The organism is Streptomyces sp. NPDC040432, from assembly GCF_055595445.1.
Genome location: NZ_JBVIVP010000007.1, coordinates 307,137 through 323,412 on the forward strand (window position 1 = coordinate 307,137; position 16,276 = coordinate 323,412).

General features: G+C 71.1%; 17 protein-coding genes, 2 tRNA genes and 1 pseudogene. 5 read left to right on the forward strand and 15 right to left on the reverse strand.

Annotation, left to right across the window (positions count from 1 at the left end; all coding sequences use genetic code 11):
• Window positions 1-45: 45 nt before the first annotated feature.
• The 4 genes from ACZ58N_RS18715 to ACZ58N_RS18730 all read right to left on the reverse strand — a co-directional run bounded on the left by ACZ58N_RS18715 (window position 46) and on the right by ACZ58N_RS18730 (window position 2,450).
• Window positions 46-684 (reverse strand): aminodeoxychorismate/anthranilate synthase component II, encoded by a 639-nt coding sequence (locus tag ACZ58N_RS18715; protein ID WP_389699889.1) that lies wholly within the window; start codon window positions 682-684, stop codon window positions 46-48.
• Window positions 681-857: a hypothetical protein gene (locus ACZ58N_RS18720; protein ID WP_362875158.1), complete on the reverse strand. Its 177-nt coding sequence runs from the start codon at window positions 855-857 to the stop codon at window positions 681-683. The genes ACZ58N_RS18715 and ACZ58N_RS18720 overlap by 4 nt, the downstream gene beginning before the upstream one ends.
• An 80-nt stretch (window positions 858-937) precedes the next feature.
• Window positions 938-1,705 carry a class E sortase gene (locus ACZ58N_RS18725; RefSeq protein ID WP_471160782.1) on the reverse strand — a complete coding sequence of 256 codons (768 nt, stop codon included), beginning with the start codon at window positions 1,703-1,705 and terminating at the stop codon, window positions 938-940.
• The gene (locus tag ACZ58N_RS18730; RefSeq protein ID WP_471160784.1) at window positions 1,674-2,450 is read right to left on the reverse strand and encodes a DUF881 domain-containing protein; all 777 of its coding nucleotides are present in this window, start codon (window positions 2,448-2,450) and stop codon (window positions 1,674-1,676) included. Before ACZ58N_RS18730 ends, ACZ58N_RS18725 begins: the two co-directional genes overlap by 32 nt.
• A 92-nt stretch (window positions 2,451-2,542) precedes the next feature.
• Between ACZ58N_RS18730 and crgA the strand changes: the two genes are divergently transcribed.
• Entirely contained in the window at window positions 2,543-2,800 is a 258-nt protein-coding gene (crgA, locus tag ACZ58N_RS18735) for a cell division protein CrgA (RefSeq protein ID WP_281209452.1), read from the forward strand.
• Window positions 2,801-2,939: 139 nt separating this feature from the next.
• On the opposite strand, the gene ACZ58N_RS18740 is transcribed toward crgA, so the two are convergent.
• Both ACZ58N_RS18740 and ACZ58N_RS18745 read right to left on the reverse strand, forming a co-directional pair.
• Window positions 2,940-3,815 carry a rhomboid family intramembrane serine protease gene (locus tag ACZ58N_RS18740; protein ID WP_471160787.1) on the reverse strand — a complete coding sequence of 292 codons (876 nt, stop codon included), beginning with the start codon at window positions 3,813-3,815 and terminating at the stop codon, window positions 2,940-2,942.
• Between the two features lie 108 nt (window positions 3,816-3,923).
• Window positions 3,924-4,472 (reverse strand): peptidylprolyl isomerase, encoded by a 549-nt coding sequence (locus ACZ58N_RS18745; RefSeq protein ID WP_471160836.1) that lies wholly within the window; start codon window positions 4,470-4,472, stop codon window positions 3,924-3,926.
• 174 nt (window positions 4,473-4,646) lie between these two features.
• Between ACZ58N_RS18745 and ACZ58N_RS18750 the strand changes: the two genes are divergently transcribed.
• Window positions 4,647-5,348 carry a DUF5324 family protein gene (locus tag ACZ58N_RS18750; RefSeq protein ID WP_471160790.1) on the forward strand — a complete coding sequence of 234 codons (702 nt, stop codon included), beginning with the start codon at window positions 4,647-4,649 and terminating at the stop codon, window positions 5,346-5,348.
• A 130-nt stretch (window positions 5,349-5,478) separates the two neighbouring features.
• Here the strand turns inward: ACZ58N_RS18750 and ACZ58N_RS18755 are convergent, their stop codons facing one another.
• Together ACZ58N_RS18755 and ACZ58N_RS18760 are read right to left on the reverse strand one after the other, a co-directional pair.
• Window positions 5,479-6,081, reverse strand: a complete 603-nt coding sequence (locus ACZ58N_RS18755) for a LysM peptidoglycan-binding domain-containing protein (protein WP_471160792.1) — start codon at window positions 6,079-6,081, stop codon at window positions 5,479-5,481.
• 115 nt (window positions 6,082-6,196) lie between these two features.
• Complete coding sequence (locus ACZ58N_RS18760; protein ID WP_471160795.1) at window positions 6,197-6,676, reverse strand: MarR family winged helix-turn-helix transcriptional regulator; 480 nt, start codon at window positions 6,674-6,676, stop codon at window positions 6,197-6,199.
• Window positions 6,677-6,807: 131 nt separating this feature from the next.
• Between ACZ58N_RS18760 and ACZ58N_RS18765 the strand changes: the two genes are divergently transcribed.
• Entirely contained in the window at window positions 6,808-8,259 is a 1,452-nt protein-coding gene (locus ACZ58N_RS18765) for a DHA2 family efflux MFS transporter permease subunit (protein ID WP_471160798.1), read from the forward strand.
• A gap of 118 nt (window positions 8,260-8,377) precedes the next feature.
• On the opposite strand, the gene ACZ58N_RS18770 is transcribed toward ACZ58N_RS18765, so the two are convergent.
• Window positions 8,378-8,450, reverse strand: a tRNA-Ala gene (locus tag ACZ58N_RS18770).
• A gap of 161 nt (window positions 8,451-8,611) precedes the next feature.
• Between ACZ58N_RS18770 and ACZ58N_RS18775 the strand changes: the two genes are divergently transcribed.
• Both ACZ58N_RS18775 and ACZ58N_RS18780 read left to right on the forward strand, forming a co-directional pair.
• A complete protein-coding gene (locus tag ACZ58N_RS18775; RefSeq protein ID WP_281209458.1) occupies window positions 8,612-9,160 on the forward strand; it encodes a helix-turn-helix domain-containing protein in 549 nt (182 codons plus the stop codon).
• 31 nt (window positions 9,161-9,191) lie between these two features.
• A complete protein-coding gene (locus ACZ58N_RS18780) occupies window positions 9,192-10,619 on the forward strand; it encodes a serine/threonine-protein kinase (protein ID WP_471160802.1) in 1,428 nt (475 codons plus the stop codon).
• A 72-nt stretch (window positions 10,620-10,691) separates the two neighbouring features.
• Here the strand turns inward: ACZ58N_RS18780 and ACZ58N_RS18785 are convergent, their stop codons facing one another.
• The 6 genes and pseudogenes from ACZ58N_RS18785 to ACZ58N_RS18810 form a co-directional block, all read right to left on the reverse strand.
• Window positions 10,692-12,005 (reverse strand): hypothetical protein, encoded by a 1,314-nt coding sequence (locus tag ACZ58N_RS18785; RefSeq protein WP_471160805.1) that lies wholly within the window; start codon window positions 12,003-12,005, stop codon window positions 10,692-10,694.
• A gap of 122 nt (window positions 12,006-12,127) precedes the next feature.
• Window positions 12,128-12,262 (reverse strand): DLW-39 family protein, encoded by a 135-nt coding sequence (locus ACZ58N_RS18790; RefSeq protein ID WP_208809277.1) that lies wholly within the window; start codon window positions 12,260-12,262, stop codon window positions 12,128-12,130.
• 157 nt (window positions 12,263-12,419) lie between these two features.
• Window positions 12,420-12,493 (reverse strand) — tRNA-Ile (locus ACZ58N_RS18795).
• 118 nt (window positions 12,494-12,611) lie between these two features.
• Entirely contained in the window at window positions 12,612-13,241 is a 630-nt protein-coding gene (locus ACZ58N_RS18800; protein ID WP_471160808.1) for a DUF3566 domain-containing protein, read from the reverse strand.
• A gap of 2 nt (window positions 13,242-13,243) precedes the next feature.
• Window positions 13,244-15,886, reverse strand: a complete 2,643-nt coding sequence (gyrA, locus tag ACZ58N_RS18805; protein WP_471160810.1) for a DNA gyrase subunit A — start codon at window positions 15,884-15,886, stop codon at window positions 13,244-13,246.
• A gap of 40 nt (window positions 15,887-15,926) precedes the next feature.
• Window positions 15,927-16,276, reverse strand: a pseudogene (locus ACZ58N_RS18810) (DNA topoisomerase IV subunit B); the annotation flags it as partial.

A 16,276-nucleotide genomic window follows, 5' to 3' on the forward strand; every position in this document is an offset into this window, starting at 1 on the left:
GCCGCGCGGCCCGGCCCTCGGTGGGCGCGGACGGCGCGACCGTCGTCACGCGACGGCCTTGCCCACCACCGGGGCCAGCCCCACCGAGCGCTCCACGGCTCCCGCGTCCCCGCAGCGGACCAGCCAGTTCGCGAGCATCCGGTGCCCCCACTCGGTCAGTACCGACTCGGGGTGGAACTGAACGCCCTCGACGTCGTGCTCCCGGTGCCGCAGGCCCATGATGATCCCGTCCTCGGTGCGCGCCGTGACCTCCAGCGCGTCGGGGAGGGTGAGGGGCTCGGCCGCGAGCGAGTGGTAGCGGGTCGCGGTGAACGGGGAGGGCAGCCCGGCGAAGACGCCCAGGCCCTCGTGCACCACGGGCGAGGTCTTTCCGTGCAGCAGCTCGGGGGCCCGGCCCACCACCCCGCCGTAGGCCACCGCCATCGACTGCATGCCGAGGCAGACGCCGAACACCGGGACGCCGGTGTCGGCGCAGTGGCGGACCATGTCGACGCAGACGCCCGCCTCCTCCGGGGTTCCCGGTCCGGGGGAGAGGAGGACGCCGTCGAAGCCGTCCTGGGCGTGGGAGAGTTCGACCTCGTCGTTGCGCAGCACCTCGCACTCGGCGCCGAGCTGGTAGAGGTACTGGACCAGATTGAAGACAAAGCTGTCGTAGTTGTCGACAACCAGAATGCGCGCGCTCACGGAGTGGCTCCCGATCCCTCGTCCACCGTCACATCGTTGAACGGAAGGAGCGGCTCGGCCCACGGGAAGACGTACTGGAACAGCACGTACACCACCGCCAGGACCAGTACGAGTGAGATCAGCGCGCGCAACCACGCGTTGCCCGGCAGGTGCCGCCAGATCCAGCCGTACATTCCGTCCGCGTCCCTCTCGCTCCACGCACCGCGGGGGCGGTACCGCAACAGCCTAAAGGGCGGCGGGCCCGCGGGGTGGGTCACCTGGGCGATCCCTCGACCCGGGCCGGCTCCGCGGACCGGGTGGACGTGAGTTCCGCCCAGATGACGAGACGGTGGCTGTGGCCCCATTCCGGCTCGCAGGTGGTCAGCGTCAGGTACTTGCCGGGAGTGGTGAAGGGCGACTTCTGTGGCAGGGCGTCGACGACGCCCGTCTCCGTGGGCAGGACGCGCAGGGCCGGCGCGCGGACCGTGTACGTGTACCGGTGCGTGGCGTCCCGGACCTCCACGGTGTCTCCCGGCCGCAGCATCGGGATGTCCTTGAAGGGGTCGCCGTACGTCCGCCTGTGGCCGGCGACCGCGAAGTTCCCGGTCCCGCCGGGCCGGGCCGAGCCGGTGTAGTGGCCGAGGCCCTTCTTCAGCAGTTCGGGATCCGTGCCCTCCAGGACGGGCTTCGTCCAGCCGGCGCCGAACCGCGGGATGGTCATCTCTGCGAAGGCACGGCCGGGCGGGTAGGAGGCGGGCCGGTCGCCCTCCGGTGCGGCCCCGGGGGCCGCACCGGGTTCCCCGGTCCGCTCCGGGGCGGCGGAGGCCCGGGGCGCCGCCGGTGGGGCGCCGGCCGCCCAGCCGGCGCGCAGTCGGTCCCGCTCGCCGTCCATGGCCCGGTCGGCCTTCACCCCGGTCCACAGCAGTACGTAGGCGACGAAGAGCACGATGAGCGTGCCGACCGTCAGGCACACCTCGCTGAACGTCCGTACCACCAGGCGCAGTACGACGTCAGGGCGAGGCGGATTCCAGCGGCTTCGCATAGTGGAGGTCCACTGTGCCGGAGTAGCCGGGCAGTGTCAGCTTCTTCTCCTCGTCCACTTTCCAGCCCAGCCCGTAGGCGTTGACGTAGAGCTGGTAGTTCTGCAGGGCCGGGGAGTCCGCGAGTGCCTTGCGCAACGCGCCCGGGTCGCCGACCGCCGACACCTTGTAGGGAGGCGAGTAGACGCGGCCCTGCAGGATGAGCGTGTTGCCGACGCAGCGCACCGCGCTGGTGGAGATCAGCCGCTGTCCCATGACCTCGATGCCCTCGGCTCCACCCAGCCAGAGGGCGTTCACCACGGCCTGCAGGTCCTGCTGGTGGATCACGAGGTCGTTCGGCTGCGGTTCGGGCACTCCCGGGACGCGTGCCGTGGCGTTGGGCGGCGCGTCGTTGAGCGTGACCGTCAGGCCCTTGCCGGAGAGCTCCTCGGTGCCCGAGGCTGTGCGCAGGGCGGCCAGCTTGGCGTCCTCGGCCTTGGTGCTGCCGTCGTCGCGGTCGGCGAGGGCGTCGACCTGGCGGCGCAGGGTCGCGGCGCTCTTCTCCAGCTCGGCGTTGTCGGCGCTGCGCTCGTGGATGAGGTCGGACAGCTTCAGCAGAGACGCGTCCGTGCGGATGTTCGTACCCTTGGACGTGTTGAAGCTGGTGACGAAAATGAGGCCGGCCAGGGCGAAAACGGCGGCCGTCAGCAGCCGGACCGGTCTGGCCCGCAGACGGGGACCCGCGGAGGAGTCGTCGGAATTGCTCAACGTACCCTTCTCCTTCAACGCCACAGGTCCACTACGCTAACGGACGCCCGGGGCAGGCAAGGTCCCCCAGCGCATCGACAGGAGAGCCCCTCGTGCCGAAGTCACGTATCCGCAAGAAGGACGACTACACACCGCCGCCGGCGGGGAAGCAGGCGCAGACGATCAGGCTGACGAACCGCAGCTGGGTCGCGCCGGTCATGCTGGCGTTCTTCCTCATCGGTCTCGCGTGGATCGTCGTCTTCTACGTGACCGATACCCAGCTGCCGGTCGAGGCCCTGGGCAACTGGAACATCGTGGTCGGTTTCGGCTTCATCGCAGCGGGGTTCGGCGTCTCCACGCAGTGGAAGTAGTACGCGTCCGACGCCGGAGCAGTGCGCATCCGGCGCCGGAACGCAAGCTCTCCCCATGAGTTATCCACAGCGTCATCCACACCTGAGGAAAAGACAGAAGATCTGTGGATAACTCTGTGGAGAGTTGACGCCGGTGTGATCAGGTGAGTTCGGCCGTCCGGACCAGGACCACCGCCGCCGCCAGCAGGAACACCGCCGCACACGTACCCCACTGGATGAGTGTGCGCTTCCTGCCCGTGGCCGGGCCGAGCAGCCCCAGCGCGACCAGCGCACCGGTCACCAGTCCGCCGATGTGGGCCTGCCAGGACACCGACCAGCTGCCGCCGAACGGTACGAAGGTCACCACCAGCATCAGCCCGAGCGTGATCAGCACCGGCCGCATTTCGTAGCGCAGCCGGCGGGCGAGGACGACGGTGGCGCCGAGGAGCCCGCAGATGGCACCGGAGGCGCCGAGGGTCGGGGTGTTCGGCGCGGTCAGCAGGTAGACGAGGGCGCTGCCGCCGAGCCCGGACAGCAGGTAGAGCGCCAGGTAGCGGACCCGGCCCAGGGCCGCCTCCAGCGGGCCGCCGATCACCCACAGGGCGAGCATGTTGCCGATGATGTGCCACCACTCGACGTGCAGGAACACCGAGGTCAGCAGCCGGTGGTACTGCCCGGTGGCGACCCCTTCGACGGGCGCACCGTAGTACTCGACGTAGCGCCCCAGCAGCTCCAGCTGGATGGCCAGCCCCGGCACCAGGAACGCCGCGAGGAACACGGCCGCGTTGATCCCGATCAGGACCTTGGTGACGAGTACGGGATCGGAGGCGACGATCCCGCCGGCGACGGTGCGCGGGGCGTTGGCCGTGGCGGCGTGCCCCGTCCCGGAGCCGTGGCGCACGCACTCGGGGCACTGGAAGCCCACCGAGGCACTGATCATGCACTCCGGGCAGATGGGGCGTTCACAGCGGGTGCAGGTGATGCCCGTGTCACGGTCCGGGTGTCGGTAGCAGCCCGGCAGACGGTCGGTGTCCATCGGTCCCCTCGGTCGGCGGCGGGACAGCGGCGCCCCGCCGGTCCGGTACACAACCAGGACGGACGGGCGGGGCGGAAAGGTTCCCGGGAGGCCGGGTCCGGGAGGTGGTCAGCCCTTGTCGAGGGCGACGCCGCGCTCCTCGATGACGACGGACTGGATGATCACGTCGTCGAGCGGGCGCTCGGTGCGCGGGTTGGTCGCCCCGGAGGCGATCTCGTCCACGACCTTGCGGCCCGCCGCGCCGGTGACCTCGCCGAAGATGGTGTGCTTGCGGGTCAGCCAGGCGGTCGGCGCGACCGTGATGAAGAACTGCGAGCCGTTGGTGCCCGGCCCGGCGTTGGCCATGGCGAGCAGGTAGGGCTTGGTGAAGGCCAGGTCCGGGTGGAACTCGTCGGCGAACTGGTAGCCGGGGCCGCCGGTGCCGTTGCCGAGCGGGTCGCCGCCCTGGATCATGAAGCCGCTGATGACGCGGTGGAAGACGGTGCCGTCGTAGAGCGGTGCCGTGGTCTTCTGGCCGTCCGTGGGCCGGGTCCACTCGCGGGCGCCCGTGGCGAGCTCCACGAAGTTGCGGACGGTCTTCGGGGCGAAGTTCGGCAGCAGCTCGATCTCGATGTCGCCGTGGTTGGTCTTCAGGGTGGCGTAGAGCTTCTCGGCCACGAGCCTGCCTTCCATAGTCATCACTGTCGGTCCCGATCCTCCCACGGAGGGCAGCGCCGCACAGAAATCCTCCACCCGTATGCCCTGTCACGCATGCCCGGTGGTGTCAGGGCAGGCATGATCCGACAAAGGGTGGAAAGGTGAACTGTGTCCGCCACCGAGGAGGAGAATCCCGTGACCCGCAAGGACAGCGTGCGCCTGGCCGCCGAAAGCGCCAGGGATACCGTCCGGCACGCAGCGGAAGTGGTGGCGCCGTACGCAGAAACCGCCAAGGACGCGGCTGTGCACTACGCGCACGAGGCGAATGAGCGACTGGCGCCGATGGTGTCGCACGCGGCCAACGAGGCCGCGCGGCAGGCCCGTACGACGTACGACAGCCATGTGCATCCACGCCTGAAGCAGGCGCGGACCCACGTACCGCCCGGCGTGGACCGGGCGGCGACACAGGCGGTGGTCTCCACGCGCCACGCGGCCCGACAGGCCGCCGACTACACCCAGCCGAGGATCGAGAGCGCCATCGCGGCCGCCGGCCCCGTCGCGGAGGAGGCCGCCTCCCGGTCGACCGCCGCCTACGCGGCGCTGCGCGGACAGGTGTCGGCGAAGGAGGTGCACAAGCTGGTGCGCCGCCACGAGCGGCGCGCGAAGTGCGGCCGGGCCGCACGCGGCGTCGCCCTGGTGGGCGTCGTGGCCCTGGGCGCCTTCGCGGCGTGGAAGTGGTGGGACCGGCAGTCCAACCCGGACTGGCTCGTGGAGCCCCCGGCGGCCACCGAGCTGTCGGACCGGGACGCCGGACCGACCGCGTTCGACGAGGAACTGGCGGAGAAGGAGCGCGAGGCGGGGGCGGGCCCGGAGGGCTCCCCCGACAAGCAGCTCTGACGGACGGCACCGCGGGCGACGACTCCCCGACGGGAGCGGCTCCGAGGAACGGCGGTACACGGGAAGGGGCCCGGATCCTGGTGGATCCGGGCCCCTTCCCGTGTACCGCCGTTTCCCGTACCGGCCTGCGTCAGCCCGGCAGGGTGAGCACCATGCCCGGGTGGATGAGGTCCGGGTTGGGGCCGACGACGCCCCGGTTCATGGCGTAGAGCTCGCGCCAGCGGCCCTCGTTGCCGAGCTCGCGGCGCGCGATGACGGACAGCGAGTCCCCGGGGCGGACCGTGTAGGTGCGCTTCTTCGCGACGGGCTCGGCCGCGGGCTTGGGCGACACCGGAACGGCCTTGTGCGCGGCGGACGTCGGGCTCGGCGCCGCGGGGGCGGCGGCCCTGGGCGGCACCGCGGCGGGCTTGGGCATGGCCGCGGGCTTGGGCGCGACGGGCACGGCCTTGTGCGCGGCGGACGTCGGGCTCGGCGCCGCGGGGGCGGCGGTCGGCATGGGTGTGACGGCCGGCTTGGGTGTGACGGCCGGCTTGGGCGGCGCGGCCGCGGCCACCCGGTCGGCGGCGGCCTTGGTGGCCGCCGCCGCGTCGGTGTACTTGGATCCGATGTCGGCCGGCGCGTTCGGCGCCGCGGGCGGGGAGGTCGCTGCGGACCGCTGTTCCACCTGTTCCCGCGTCTTCTCCGCCTCGTGTTCCTTCTTCTTCTCGGACTTCAGGAAATCGAAGAGTCCCATGTGCGTGCGCCTCCGGCGTGTGTGGCCCCCTGGCTCGGTGCCTGCCACCCACTCTCGGACACACCGGGCCCGGTGGCCGCGTGACTGGGCCGTACGGGGGACGACCCGAGGCCCGTCACTGACGGGCTCGGCGGGCCGGTCGAGGGCTCTCGGACGGGGTGTCGAGGGCGCCCCCGACGAGCAGCTTCAGCCCGCGCAGGAGGGCTTCGCGGTCGGTCGCGGAGAGGGATCCGAGGGCCTCGGCGTGCACCTGGTCGACGATCCGGGTGCTCTGCGCCGCGACGGCCGCGCCCCGCTCGGTGACCGCGATGACACGGGCCCGACGGTCGGTCGCGGAGGGCCTGCGCTCGGCGAGCCCGGCCTTCTCCAGGGCGTCGACGGTGACGACCATCGTCGTCTTGTCCATGTCCCCGATCTCCGCGAGCTGGATCTGCGTGCGCTCCTCCTCCAGGGCGTGCACCAGGACGCAGTGCATCCGCGCGGTGAGGCCGATCGCGTCGAGGGCAGCGGCCATGCGGGTGCGCAGGACGTGGCTGGTGTGGTCCAGGAGGAAGGAGAGGTCGGGCTCGGTCCGGGCGGGCGCCATCGCAGTCATGGACCCAGACTACAACTCGATCCGAAAAATATAGTCTGCAACAAAACCATCTGCTACGGTCTCACCATTCGCCGAGTCCCGCGCCCAGCGCCCCGCTCCTTCTCCCCCTCCTCCTCCGACTGGAGAGACCGTTGCCTGCCACCACCGCCACACCTACAACACCCGCCACCCGCCCCGGCCCCGCCGGCCGCCTCCGCTCCCGCTGGACCGCCCTCGCCGTCCTCTCCACCGGCATGCTGATGACCGTCCTCGACGGCAGCATCGTCACCGTGGCGATGCCCGCCATCCAGAGCGACCTCGGCTTCACCCCCGCCGGCCTCAGCTGGGTCGTGAACGCCTACCTGATCGCCTTCGGCAGCTTCCTGCTGCTGGCCGGCCGGCTCGGCGACCTGATCGGCCGCAAGCGGATGTTCCTCGCCGGCACCACCGTCTTCACCGCCGCGTCCCTGCTCGCCGGTTTCGCCGGCTCGCCCGCGACGCTGATCGCCGCCCGCTTCCTCCAGGGCGTCGGCAGCGCGATGGCCTCCGCCGTGAGCCTCGGCATCCTGGTCACCCTCTTCACGGAGCCCCGCGAACGCTCCCGCGCCATAGCCGTCTTCTCCTTCACCGGAGCGGCCGGGGCCTCCCTGGGGCAGGTGCTCGGCGGGGTGCTCACCGACGCCCTCGACTGGCACTGGATCTTCTTCATCAACCTGCCCGTCGGGGCCGCCGCGCTCGCCCTGGCCCTGCCCGCGCTGCCCGCCGGACGGGGCCCGGGGCTCCGCGCCGGGGCCGACGTACTGGGTGCCGTCCTGGTCACCTCGGGCCTGATGACCGGGATCTACGCCGTCGTCGGGGTCGAGGCGTACGGCTGGACCTCCGCGCGCACCCTCGGGCTCGGGGCCGTCGCCGTCGCCCTGCTGGCAGGCTTCGTCGTCCGCCAGGGCAGGACCGCGAACCCGCTGGTACCGCTGCGGATCTTCCGCTCCCGCACCGTGACCGGCGCGAACCTCGTGCAGATGCTGATGGTCGCCGCCCTGTTCTCCTTCCAGGTCCTGCTCGCCCTCCACCTCCAGCGGGTCCAGGGCTACGGCGCCGCCGGGACCGGCCTCGCGATGCTGCCCGCCGCCCTCGCGATCGGCGCCGTGTCGCTCGGCGTCTCGGCACGGCTGAACGCCCGGTTCGGCGAGCGGGCCGTACTGCTCGCGGGGCTCGGCCTGCTCGTCATCGGACTCGGCCTGCTGACCCGGCTGCCCGTCGACGCCGACTACGTCACCGACCTGCTGCCCGTGATGCTGCTGGCCTCCGGCTTCGGCCTCGCCCTGCCCGCGCTCACCACGCTCGGGATGTCCGGCGCCGGCCCGGAGGACGCCGGGCTCGCGTCGGGCCTCTTCAACACCACCCAGCAGGTCGGCATGGCCCTCGGCGTCGCGGTCCTCTCCACCCTGGCCGCCTCCCGCACCGAGGCCCTGACGGCCGCCGGACACGGCTCCGCCGAAGCCCTGACCGGTGGCCACCACCTCGGTTTCGCCGTCGGCGCCGCCCTGCTGGTCGTCGCCACTGCCCTCGCCGCGACGCTCCTGCGCACGGGCCGGCGCGCCTGAGACCCCCACAACCCCACCGGGGGAAAGAAGATCCGCCCCTTGGGTCCTCCGCCCACCCGCACGGCACGAAAAAACCCCGCCTGATCCGCGTTTCCGCAGGTCAGACGGGGTTTTATTGTGGAGCCTAGGAGATTCGAACTCCTGACATCTGCCTTGCAAAGGCAGCGCTCTACCAACTGAGCTAAGGCCCCCTACGACGCAACGCGCCGCTCCCCCGGAAGGGAGTGGTCGTTCCGCAGGACAGAGTACCCGGTGTACCCCCTCATCCCGCAAAATGATAGGGACTCCCGCCCCGCGACCACGCTCCGTAAGATGCTCGCGAGGTTCGCACCAGCGAAGGGGAGTAGGAAGAGTGGACGCAGTACAGCAAGAGGCCACGGCCAGAGCCCGGGAGCTCCAGCGCAGTTGGTACGGGGAGCCGCTCGGCGCGCTGTTCCGACGGCTCATAGATGACCTCGGTCTCAACCAGGCCCGCCTCGCTGCCGTCCTCGGCCTGTCGGCGCCGATGCTGTCCCAGCTGATGAGCGGCCAGCGCGCCAAGATCGGCAACCCGGCCGTCGTCCAGCGGGTCCAGGCCCTTCAGGACCTCGCCGGCCAGGTCGCGGACGGAAGCGTCAGCGCGGGGGAGGCCACGGACCGGATGGACGAGATCAAGAACACCCAGGGGGGCTCGGTCCTCAGCAACAGCGGCCAGACCACGACGAGTTCGGGGGCTCCCACGGTCAAGCGCGTCGTCCGTGAGATCCAGTCGCTGTTGCGCTCGGTCTCCGCGGCCGGCGACATCATCGACGCGGCGGACACCCTCGCCCCCAGCCATCCGGAACTGGCAGAGTTCCTCAGGGTGTACGGCGCGGGCCGCACCGCGGAGGCGGTTGCCCACTACGAGGCCCACCAGAACTGAACGCAGGGGATGACGGGGGACGGGCACAGCCATGGGTGAGGTCTTCGCCGGCCGGTACGAACTGGTCGACCCGATCGGGCGCGGTGGCGCGGGCGCCGTTTGGCGGGCATGGGACCACCGGCGGCGCCGCTACGTCGCCGCGAAGGTCCTCCTGCAGAGTGACGCCCACACCCTGCTGCGGTTCGTGCGCGAGCAGGCCCTGCGCATCGACCACCCGCACGTCCTGGCCCCCGCCAGCTGGGCAGCGGACGACGACAAGGTCCTGTTCACCATGGACCTCGTCGGCGGCGGCTCCCTCGCCCATGTGATCGGGGACTACGGCCCGTTGCCGCCCCGATTCGTGTGCGCGCTGCTCGACCAGCTCCTCTCGGGGCTGGCGGCCGTGCACGCCGAGGGCGTCGTCCACCGCGACATCAAACCGGCCAACATCCTGATGGAGGCCACCGGAACCGGGCGGCCGCACCTGCGGCTGTCCGACTTCGGCATCTCGATGCGCAAGGGCGAGCCCCGGCTGACCGAGACCAACTACGTCGTCGGCACGCCCGGTTACTTCGCCCCGGAACAACTGATGGGCGCCGAGCCAGACTTCCCCGCCGACCTCTACGCGGTCGGCCTGGTCGCCCTCTACCTGCTGCAGGGCACCAAACCCGATTCCCAGGCCCTGGTGGAGCACTTCCTGGCCCACGGCACCCCGGACGCCCCCGAGGGCGTCCCCGCGCCGCTGTGGGACGTCGTCGCGAACCTCCTGCAACCCGACCCCCAGGCGCGGTTCCGTACGGCCACGGGGGCCCGCAAGGCCCTCGCCGAGGCCGTCGAGCTGTTGCCGGACCCCTCCCCCGCGTCGGATCCGGTGGAGGTGTTCGACCAACTCGGTCCGCTCCCGGCCGGGTTCGGTCCCCAAGGTCCTCAAGGTCCCCAAGGCACTCACGGCACCCACGACACCCGAGGCGCCCAGGACCCGCCGACCTCCGCCGCGCCCGCGAGTCCGATCGGCCGCCCGACCGCCGGCCACACCGGCCACACCGGCCACACCGGCACCTCGCCGACCGGAGCCCCCACGGGCCTCCAGGCGGCCCCGGAGCCCCTCGCGGCGGCCTCCGCACCCTCCGGGTCCGGAACCCTCCCCACGGCCGCGCCGAACCCCGTCACGGGCCCCACGTCGGGCGGCGCCGCGGGCGGCCCCACCCGGGCCGACGACCCGCGCCGCACGCCCCCGGCCACCGTCCCGGCCGGGTTCGGACCTCCGCCGGGCCATGGTCCGTCGGAGACGGGCAGCTTCCACCTGCCGCCCCCGGTCCACGCGGGCACCGCGACCGGCCCGGTCACCACCCCGCACCCGCTCCCCGCACCCGCCCGCGGCGGCCGCCTCCCCCCACCGCCGACGAAGGTCACCGCCGGCATCCTCACGGCGGCGCTGCTCTGCTTCGCCCTGGGGATCTGGGCCCTGACCCAGGTCTGAGCCGGGTCGGCCCGCACCCGAGAAGCACCGGAGCCCGGGCGGCCTGGCGCCCCGGCCGACACCGGCACCGCCCTACACCGTCGTCCCGCCGCCGCCCCGCCGCGCCAGCAGGATCCAGGCCCCGAGCCCGAGCAGCAGCACCGTCCCGGTCCCGAAGCCCGCGCCGGCCACGATCCGCATCACGGAGCGGTCGCCCTCGGCCGCGGCGGCCTCAGGCGCGGTGAGCCCGTCCTTCGCGGCCGCCCGGTCGGCGCCACCGACCCCGAATCCGGCCGCGGTGAGGCTCTCCCCGTACGCGGGCCCCGGTCGCGGGGTGCCCGTCACCTCCAGCCGCAGCGTCAGGGGCACCGGGGTCGCGTCCTCGGTGAACTCCCCCACCTTCGCGCCCATGGTGACGGCGAGGTAGTACCACCCGGCCAGCCGCACGGGTCGCTGCTCGGCGCCGTCCGCGAACCGGTTCTCGTACGCCACGGGAGCGGTCCTCGGCAGGGTGACGGCCGCCTGCTTGCCGTCGTACGAGGTGTCCTTGGAGTCCACGAGGCCGCGGTAGGGCGTGTAGAGCGACACGGTGAGGCCGTTGGAGGCCGAGCCGTACTGCTTCGTCATCCTGGCCGCCGCGATCTCGGCGCCGACCCCGAGCTGTTGGCCCCAGTCCAGCGGCACCCGGTAGAAACGCGTCTGCCCGGGCCTGAGGTCGTCGCGCCACACCCCGGAGTCCAGCGCGCGGGCGTCGTTGAAACCGCTGCCGCCGCTGCGCGCGACCGCGTCCGTGCCGGGCAGTGAGGGCGACGCCGAGGGCCAGGCACTGGCGGCCGTGCTCGGCGCCGTCCCGGCGGCGGGCGCCGGTTCGCGCTGGACCCGGATCTCCACCGGCCAGGCGTCCTTGTCCGAGTCCTTCGCCGCCGTCCGGGTGAGCTTGGCGTAGTAGGTCCCCCCGGCCTGGCACTCGGCGTCCTCCTCCAACCGCCGGGTGCCGACCGCCGCGACGGGGACCGCGTCGTAGGCGAAGGAGATCCGGCCGGGGTTGGAGGGGCAGGCCCTGCCGCCGGCGGTCATGACCTCGACCTCCAGGTCGTCGCCGTAGCCCACCTTGGCGCCGGCGGGCGGGCGCAGCACCGCGGAGACGTACACGGTGGAGGTGCTGTCGAGGCCGAGCCGGTAGAGGCGTTCGCCGGGGGCGAGGGTGTCCTCGTAGACGGGGCCGACGTCCAACAGCGGGGCGTCCGCCGTGGAGGGCGCGCCCGCGATCGGGGTGGCGCCGTCCGCGACCCGGTACTCGGGCAGCGGCTGGGATCCGGGGCCGGCCGCGTACGCGACCCCCGGCAGCCAGGCCAGTACCCCGAGGGCCGTGGCCCCTGCCAGCACCGTCTTCCCCACGCGCACCATCGGACCCACCCCGAGTTCACTAACGCAAGCCAAAACTTTGCATACCGGAACAATCATTCACAGGACAGCACGAAGCCCCGGCAGCAGCGGCAGCCGGGGCTTCATGAGATCAACCGTGGGTCTCACACACCGGAACCAGAAGGCACGGAGTCAGTTGCCTCCGTCCACAGGTCCTGCTCGGCGCGATCCGCCTGGATCTGGCGGTACACGAGGAGCCCGCCGATGGCGGCCAGTGCGACCAGGAGCAGCTTCTTCACCGCGCGACCTCGTCTTTCGTTGACGTTGGGGACTTCTGTCGGCCAACAATACACACCGACCGTTATGCGATCGGTGCCCGTGGGCCGACACCGAACCCCTCGACCGGCCCAACGAAGAAGGACCCCCAGGCCATTGCCTGGGGGTCCTTCTTCACTGTGGGGCTAACAGGATTTGAACCTGTGGCCTCATCCTTATCAGGGATGCGCTCTAACCAACTGAGCTATAGCCCCATCCGCGCTGCGCGCTGACTCCTGAAGGTTAGCGCACAGAGCGGGTCGAGCCAAAATCCGTTCCCAGGGGCCTCCCCGCGGGTTTCCCCGCAGGTCAGTCGGTGGGTCGATCAGCGGGTCATTCGTCCTCGGCCAGCGTGAGTTCCACGCCGCCCACGAAGCCCGCCGACAGGTTGTAGATGAACGAACCCAGCGTCGCCAGTGCCGTCATCAACACCACGTCGATCACGGAGATCACCGAGGTGAAGATCAGAACGCGCGGGAGCGAGAGGAACGACTGGAGGTCGAACCCGTTGCTCTCGTTCGAACCGGTCGCCTCGCTGATCGTGCCGCCGACCGTCGAGAAGATGCCCATGGCGTCCATGACCATCCACAGCACCGCCGCCGCGACGACGGTGCACACGCCCAGCGCGATCGACAGCAGGAAGCTGACCTTCATCACCGACCACGGGTCCGCCTTGGCGACCCGCAGCCGCGCCTTGCGCGTCCGCGGTGCTGTACGAACCCCCGGGCGGGCCCCTCGCTGCGCACCCGGGCCGGCCGGCGCCGCGTAGGCCTGCGGGGGCTGGTACGGCTGCCCGTCCCGGTCCTGGCCCTTGTCCGCCGGTACCTTCGGCTGCGCCTTGGCTTGCGCCTTCGACTTCGGTTCTCGGGTGTCCGTCACGGTTCCCCCCTGGGAGTCCGCGGCGGGGCCACGGGCACCGTTCGATCCTGTCTTGGCCGGTCCGGCGCCCGTGGCTCCACTCACGCTTACTCCTCGTGCTCCCCAGCCGGGGGCTCCGTGCCCTCGGCGGCCTCGGCGGCCTGTCCGTCGGCTGCCCCGGCCTCGATCTCGATGTCCGAGTCGATGTCCGACTCGATCTCGTCGGCCTCGTCAGTTTCCTGACCGGCCTCGGCGTTACGAGCGATGCCGACCACGGCATCGCGCTTGCCCAGGTTGATCAGCTGGACGCCCATGGTGTCACGGCCGGTCTCCCTGACTTCGTTGACTCGCGTGCGAATCACACCACCGCTGAGCGTGATGGCGAGAATCTCGTCCGTTTCGTCGACCACCAGCGCGCCGACGAGCGACCCGCGGTCCTCGACGATCTTCGCCGCCTTGATGCCCAGACCACCACGTCCCTGGACGCGGTACTCGTCGACCGGCGTCCGCTTGGCGTAGCCGCCGTCGGTCGCGGTGAAGACGAAAGTACCCGGCCTGACCACGCTCATCGACAGCAGCTCGTCGCCCTCGCGGAAGCTCATGCCCTTCACGCCCGAGGTCGCACGGCCCATCGGACGCAGCGCGTCGTCGGTCGCGGTGAAGCGGATCGACTGCGCCTTCTTGCTGATGAGCAGCAGGTCGTCCTCGGCGGACACCAGCTCCGCGCCGATCAGTTCGTCGGCGGTGCTGTCCGCGCCGTCGGCGCCGGTCTCCCGGAGGTTGATCGCGATGACACCACCGGATCGGGGCGAGTCGTAGTCCTTGAGCGCCGTCTTCTTCACCAGGCCGCCCTTGGTGGCCAGGATCAGGTAGGGCGCCGCCTCGTAGTCGCGGATCGCGAGGATCTGGGCGATCTTCTCGTCCGGCTGGAAGGCCAGCAGGTTCGCCACGTGCTGCCCGCGGGCGTCGCGGCCGGCGTCCGGCAGCTCGTACGCCTTCGACCGGTAGACGCGGCCCTTGTTCGTGAAGAACAGCAGCCAGTGGTGCGTGGTGGAGACGAAGAAGTGGTCGACGAGGTCGTCCTGCTTCAGCTTCGTGCCGCGCACGCCCTTGCCGCCGCGCTTCTGCGAGCGGTAGTCCTCGGTCTTGGTGCGCTTGACGTAGCCGCCGTGCGTGATCGTGACGACGATGTCCTCTTCGGCGATCAGGTCCTCCATGGACATGTCGCCGTCGAAGGGCACCAGCTTGGAACGCCGGTCGTCGCCGAACTTCTCGACGATGACAGCGAGTTCCTCGCTGACGATCTGCCGCTGGCGCTCCTCGGAGGCCAGGATCGCGTTGTACTCGTTGATCTTCGACTGGAGTTCGTCGTGCTCGGCGACGATCTTCTGCCGCTCCAGGGCCGCCAGGCGCCGCAGCTGCATTTCGAGGATCGCGTTGGCCTGGATCTCGTCGATCTCCAGGAGGCCCATCAGGCCCTCGCGCGCGATCTCCACGGTGTTGCTGCGCCGGATGAGGGCGATGACCTCGTCGATGGCGTCCAGGGCCTTGAGCAGGCCGCGCAGGATGTGGGCGCGCTCCTCCGCCTTGCGCAGGCGGAAGCGCGTGCGCCGGACGATGACCTCGATCTGGTGCTGCACCCAGTGGCGGATGAAGGCGTCGATCGAGAGGGTGCGCGGCACCCCGTCCACCAGGGCCAGCATGTTGGCGCTGAAGTTCGACTGGAGGTCGGTGTGCTTGTACAGGTTGTTCAGCACGACCTTGGCGACCGCGTCGCGCTTCAGGACGATCACGAGGCGCTGGCCGGTCCGGGACGAGGTCTCGTCACGGACGTCGGCGATGCCGCCGACCTTCCCGTCCTTCACCAGGTCGGCGATCTTCTGCGCGAGGTTGTCGGGGTTGGTCTGGTACGGGAGCTCCGTGACCACCAGGCACTGGCGGTTCTGGATCTCCTCGACCTCCACCACCGCGCGCATCGTGATGGAGCCGCGACCGGTGCGGTACGCCTCCTCGATGCCCTTGCGGCCCACGACCAGGGCGCCGGACGGGAAGTCCGGGCCCTTGATCCGCTCGATCAGCGCGTCCTGGAGCTCCTCGTGCGAGGCCTCCGGGTGCTCCAGCGCCCACTGCGCGCCGGCCGCGACCTCGCGCAGGTTGTGCGGCGGGATGTTGGTCGCCATGCCGACCGCGATGCCCGCGGAGCCGTTGACCAGCAGGTTCGGGAAGCGCGCCGGCAGGACCGTCGGCTCCTGGTTGCGGCCGTCGTAGTTGTCCGTGAAGTCGACGGTCTCCTCGTCGATGTCCCGGAGCATCTCCATGGCCAGCGGCATCAGCTTGCACTCGGTGTAGCGCATCGCGGCCGCCGGGTCGTTGCCCGGGGAGCCGAAGTTGCCGTTGCTGTCCACGAGCGGCATGCGCAGCGACCACGGCTGGGCCAGGCGGACCAGCGCGTCGTAGATCGAGGAGTCGCCGTGCGGGTGGTACGTACCCATGACGTCACCGACGACGCGGGCGCACTTGTAGAAGCCCTTCTCGGGCCGGTAGCCGCCGTCGTACATCGCGTACAGCACGCGCCGGTGGACCGGCTTGAGGCCGTCCCGGACGTCGGGCAGCGCGCGGGACACGATGACGGACATCGCGTAGTCGAGGTAGGAGCGCTGCATCTCCGTTTCGAGCCCGACGGGCTCGATCCGCAGCACGGGCTGCTCCTCCGCGGGGTTCTCTGCGGTGGGGGTGGTTTCGTCGGCCATTGCTGGTCAGAAATCCTTTCAGGCGGTCAGCTGAGCCGACTCAGATGTCGAGGAACCGAACGTCCTTGGCGTTGCGCTGGATGAAGGAGCGTCGGGCCTCGACGTCCTCCCCCATCAGCACCGAGAACAGGTCGTCCGCCTGCGCGGCGTCGTCCAGGGTGACCTGGCCGAGCACGCGGTGGTCGACGTCCATGGTGGTGACGCGCAGCTCCTCGGCGTTCATCTCGCCCAGACCCTTGAAGCGCTGGATCGAGTCTTCCTTGATCCGCTTGCCGTTCTGCTTGCCGAGCTCGACCAGGGCGTCGCGCTCGCGGTCCGAGTACGCGTACTCGAAGTCGTCGCGGCCCCACTTGATCTTGTAGAGCGGCGGGCGCGAGAGGTACACGTGCC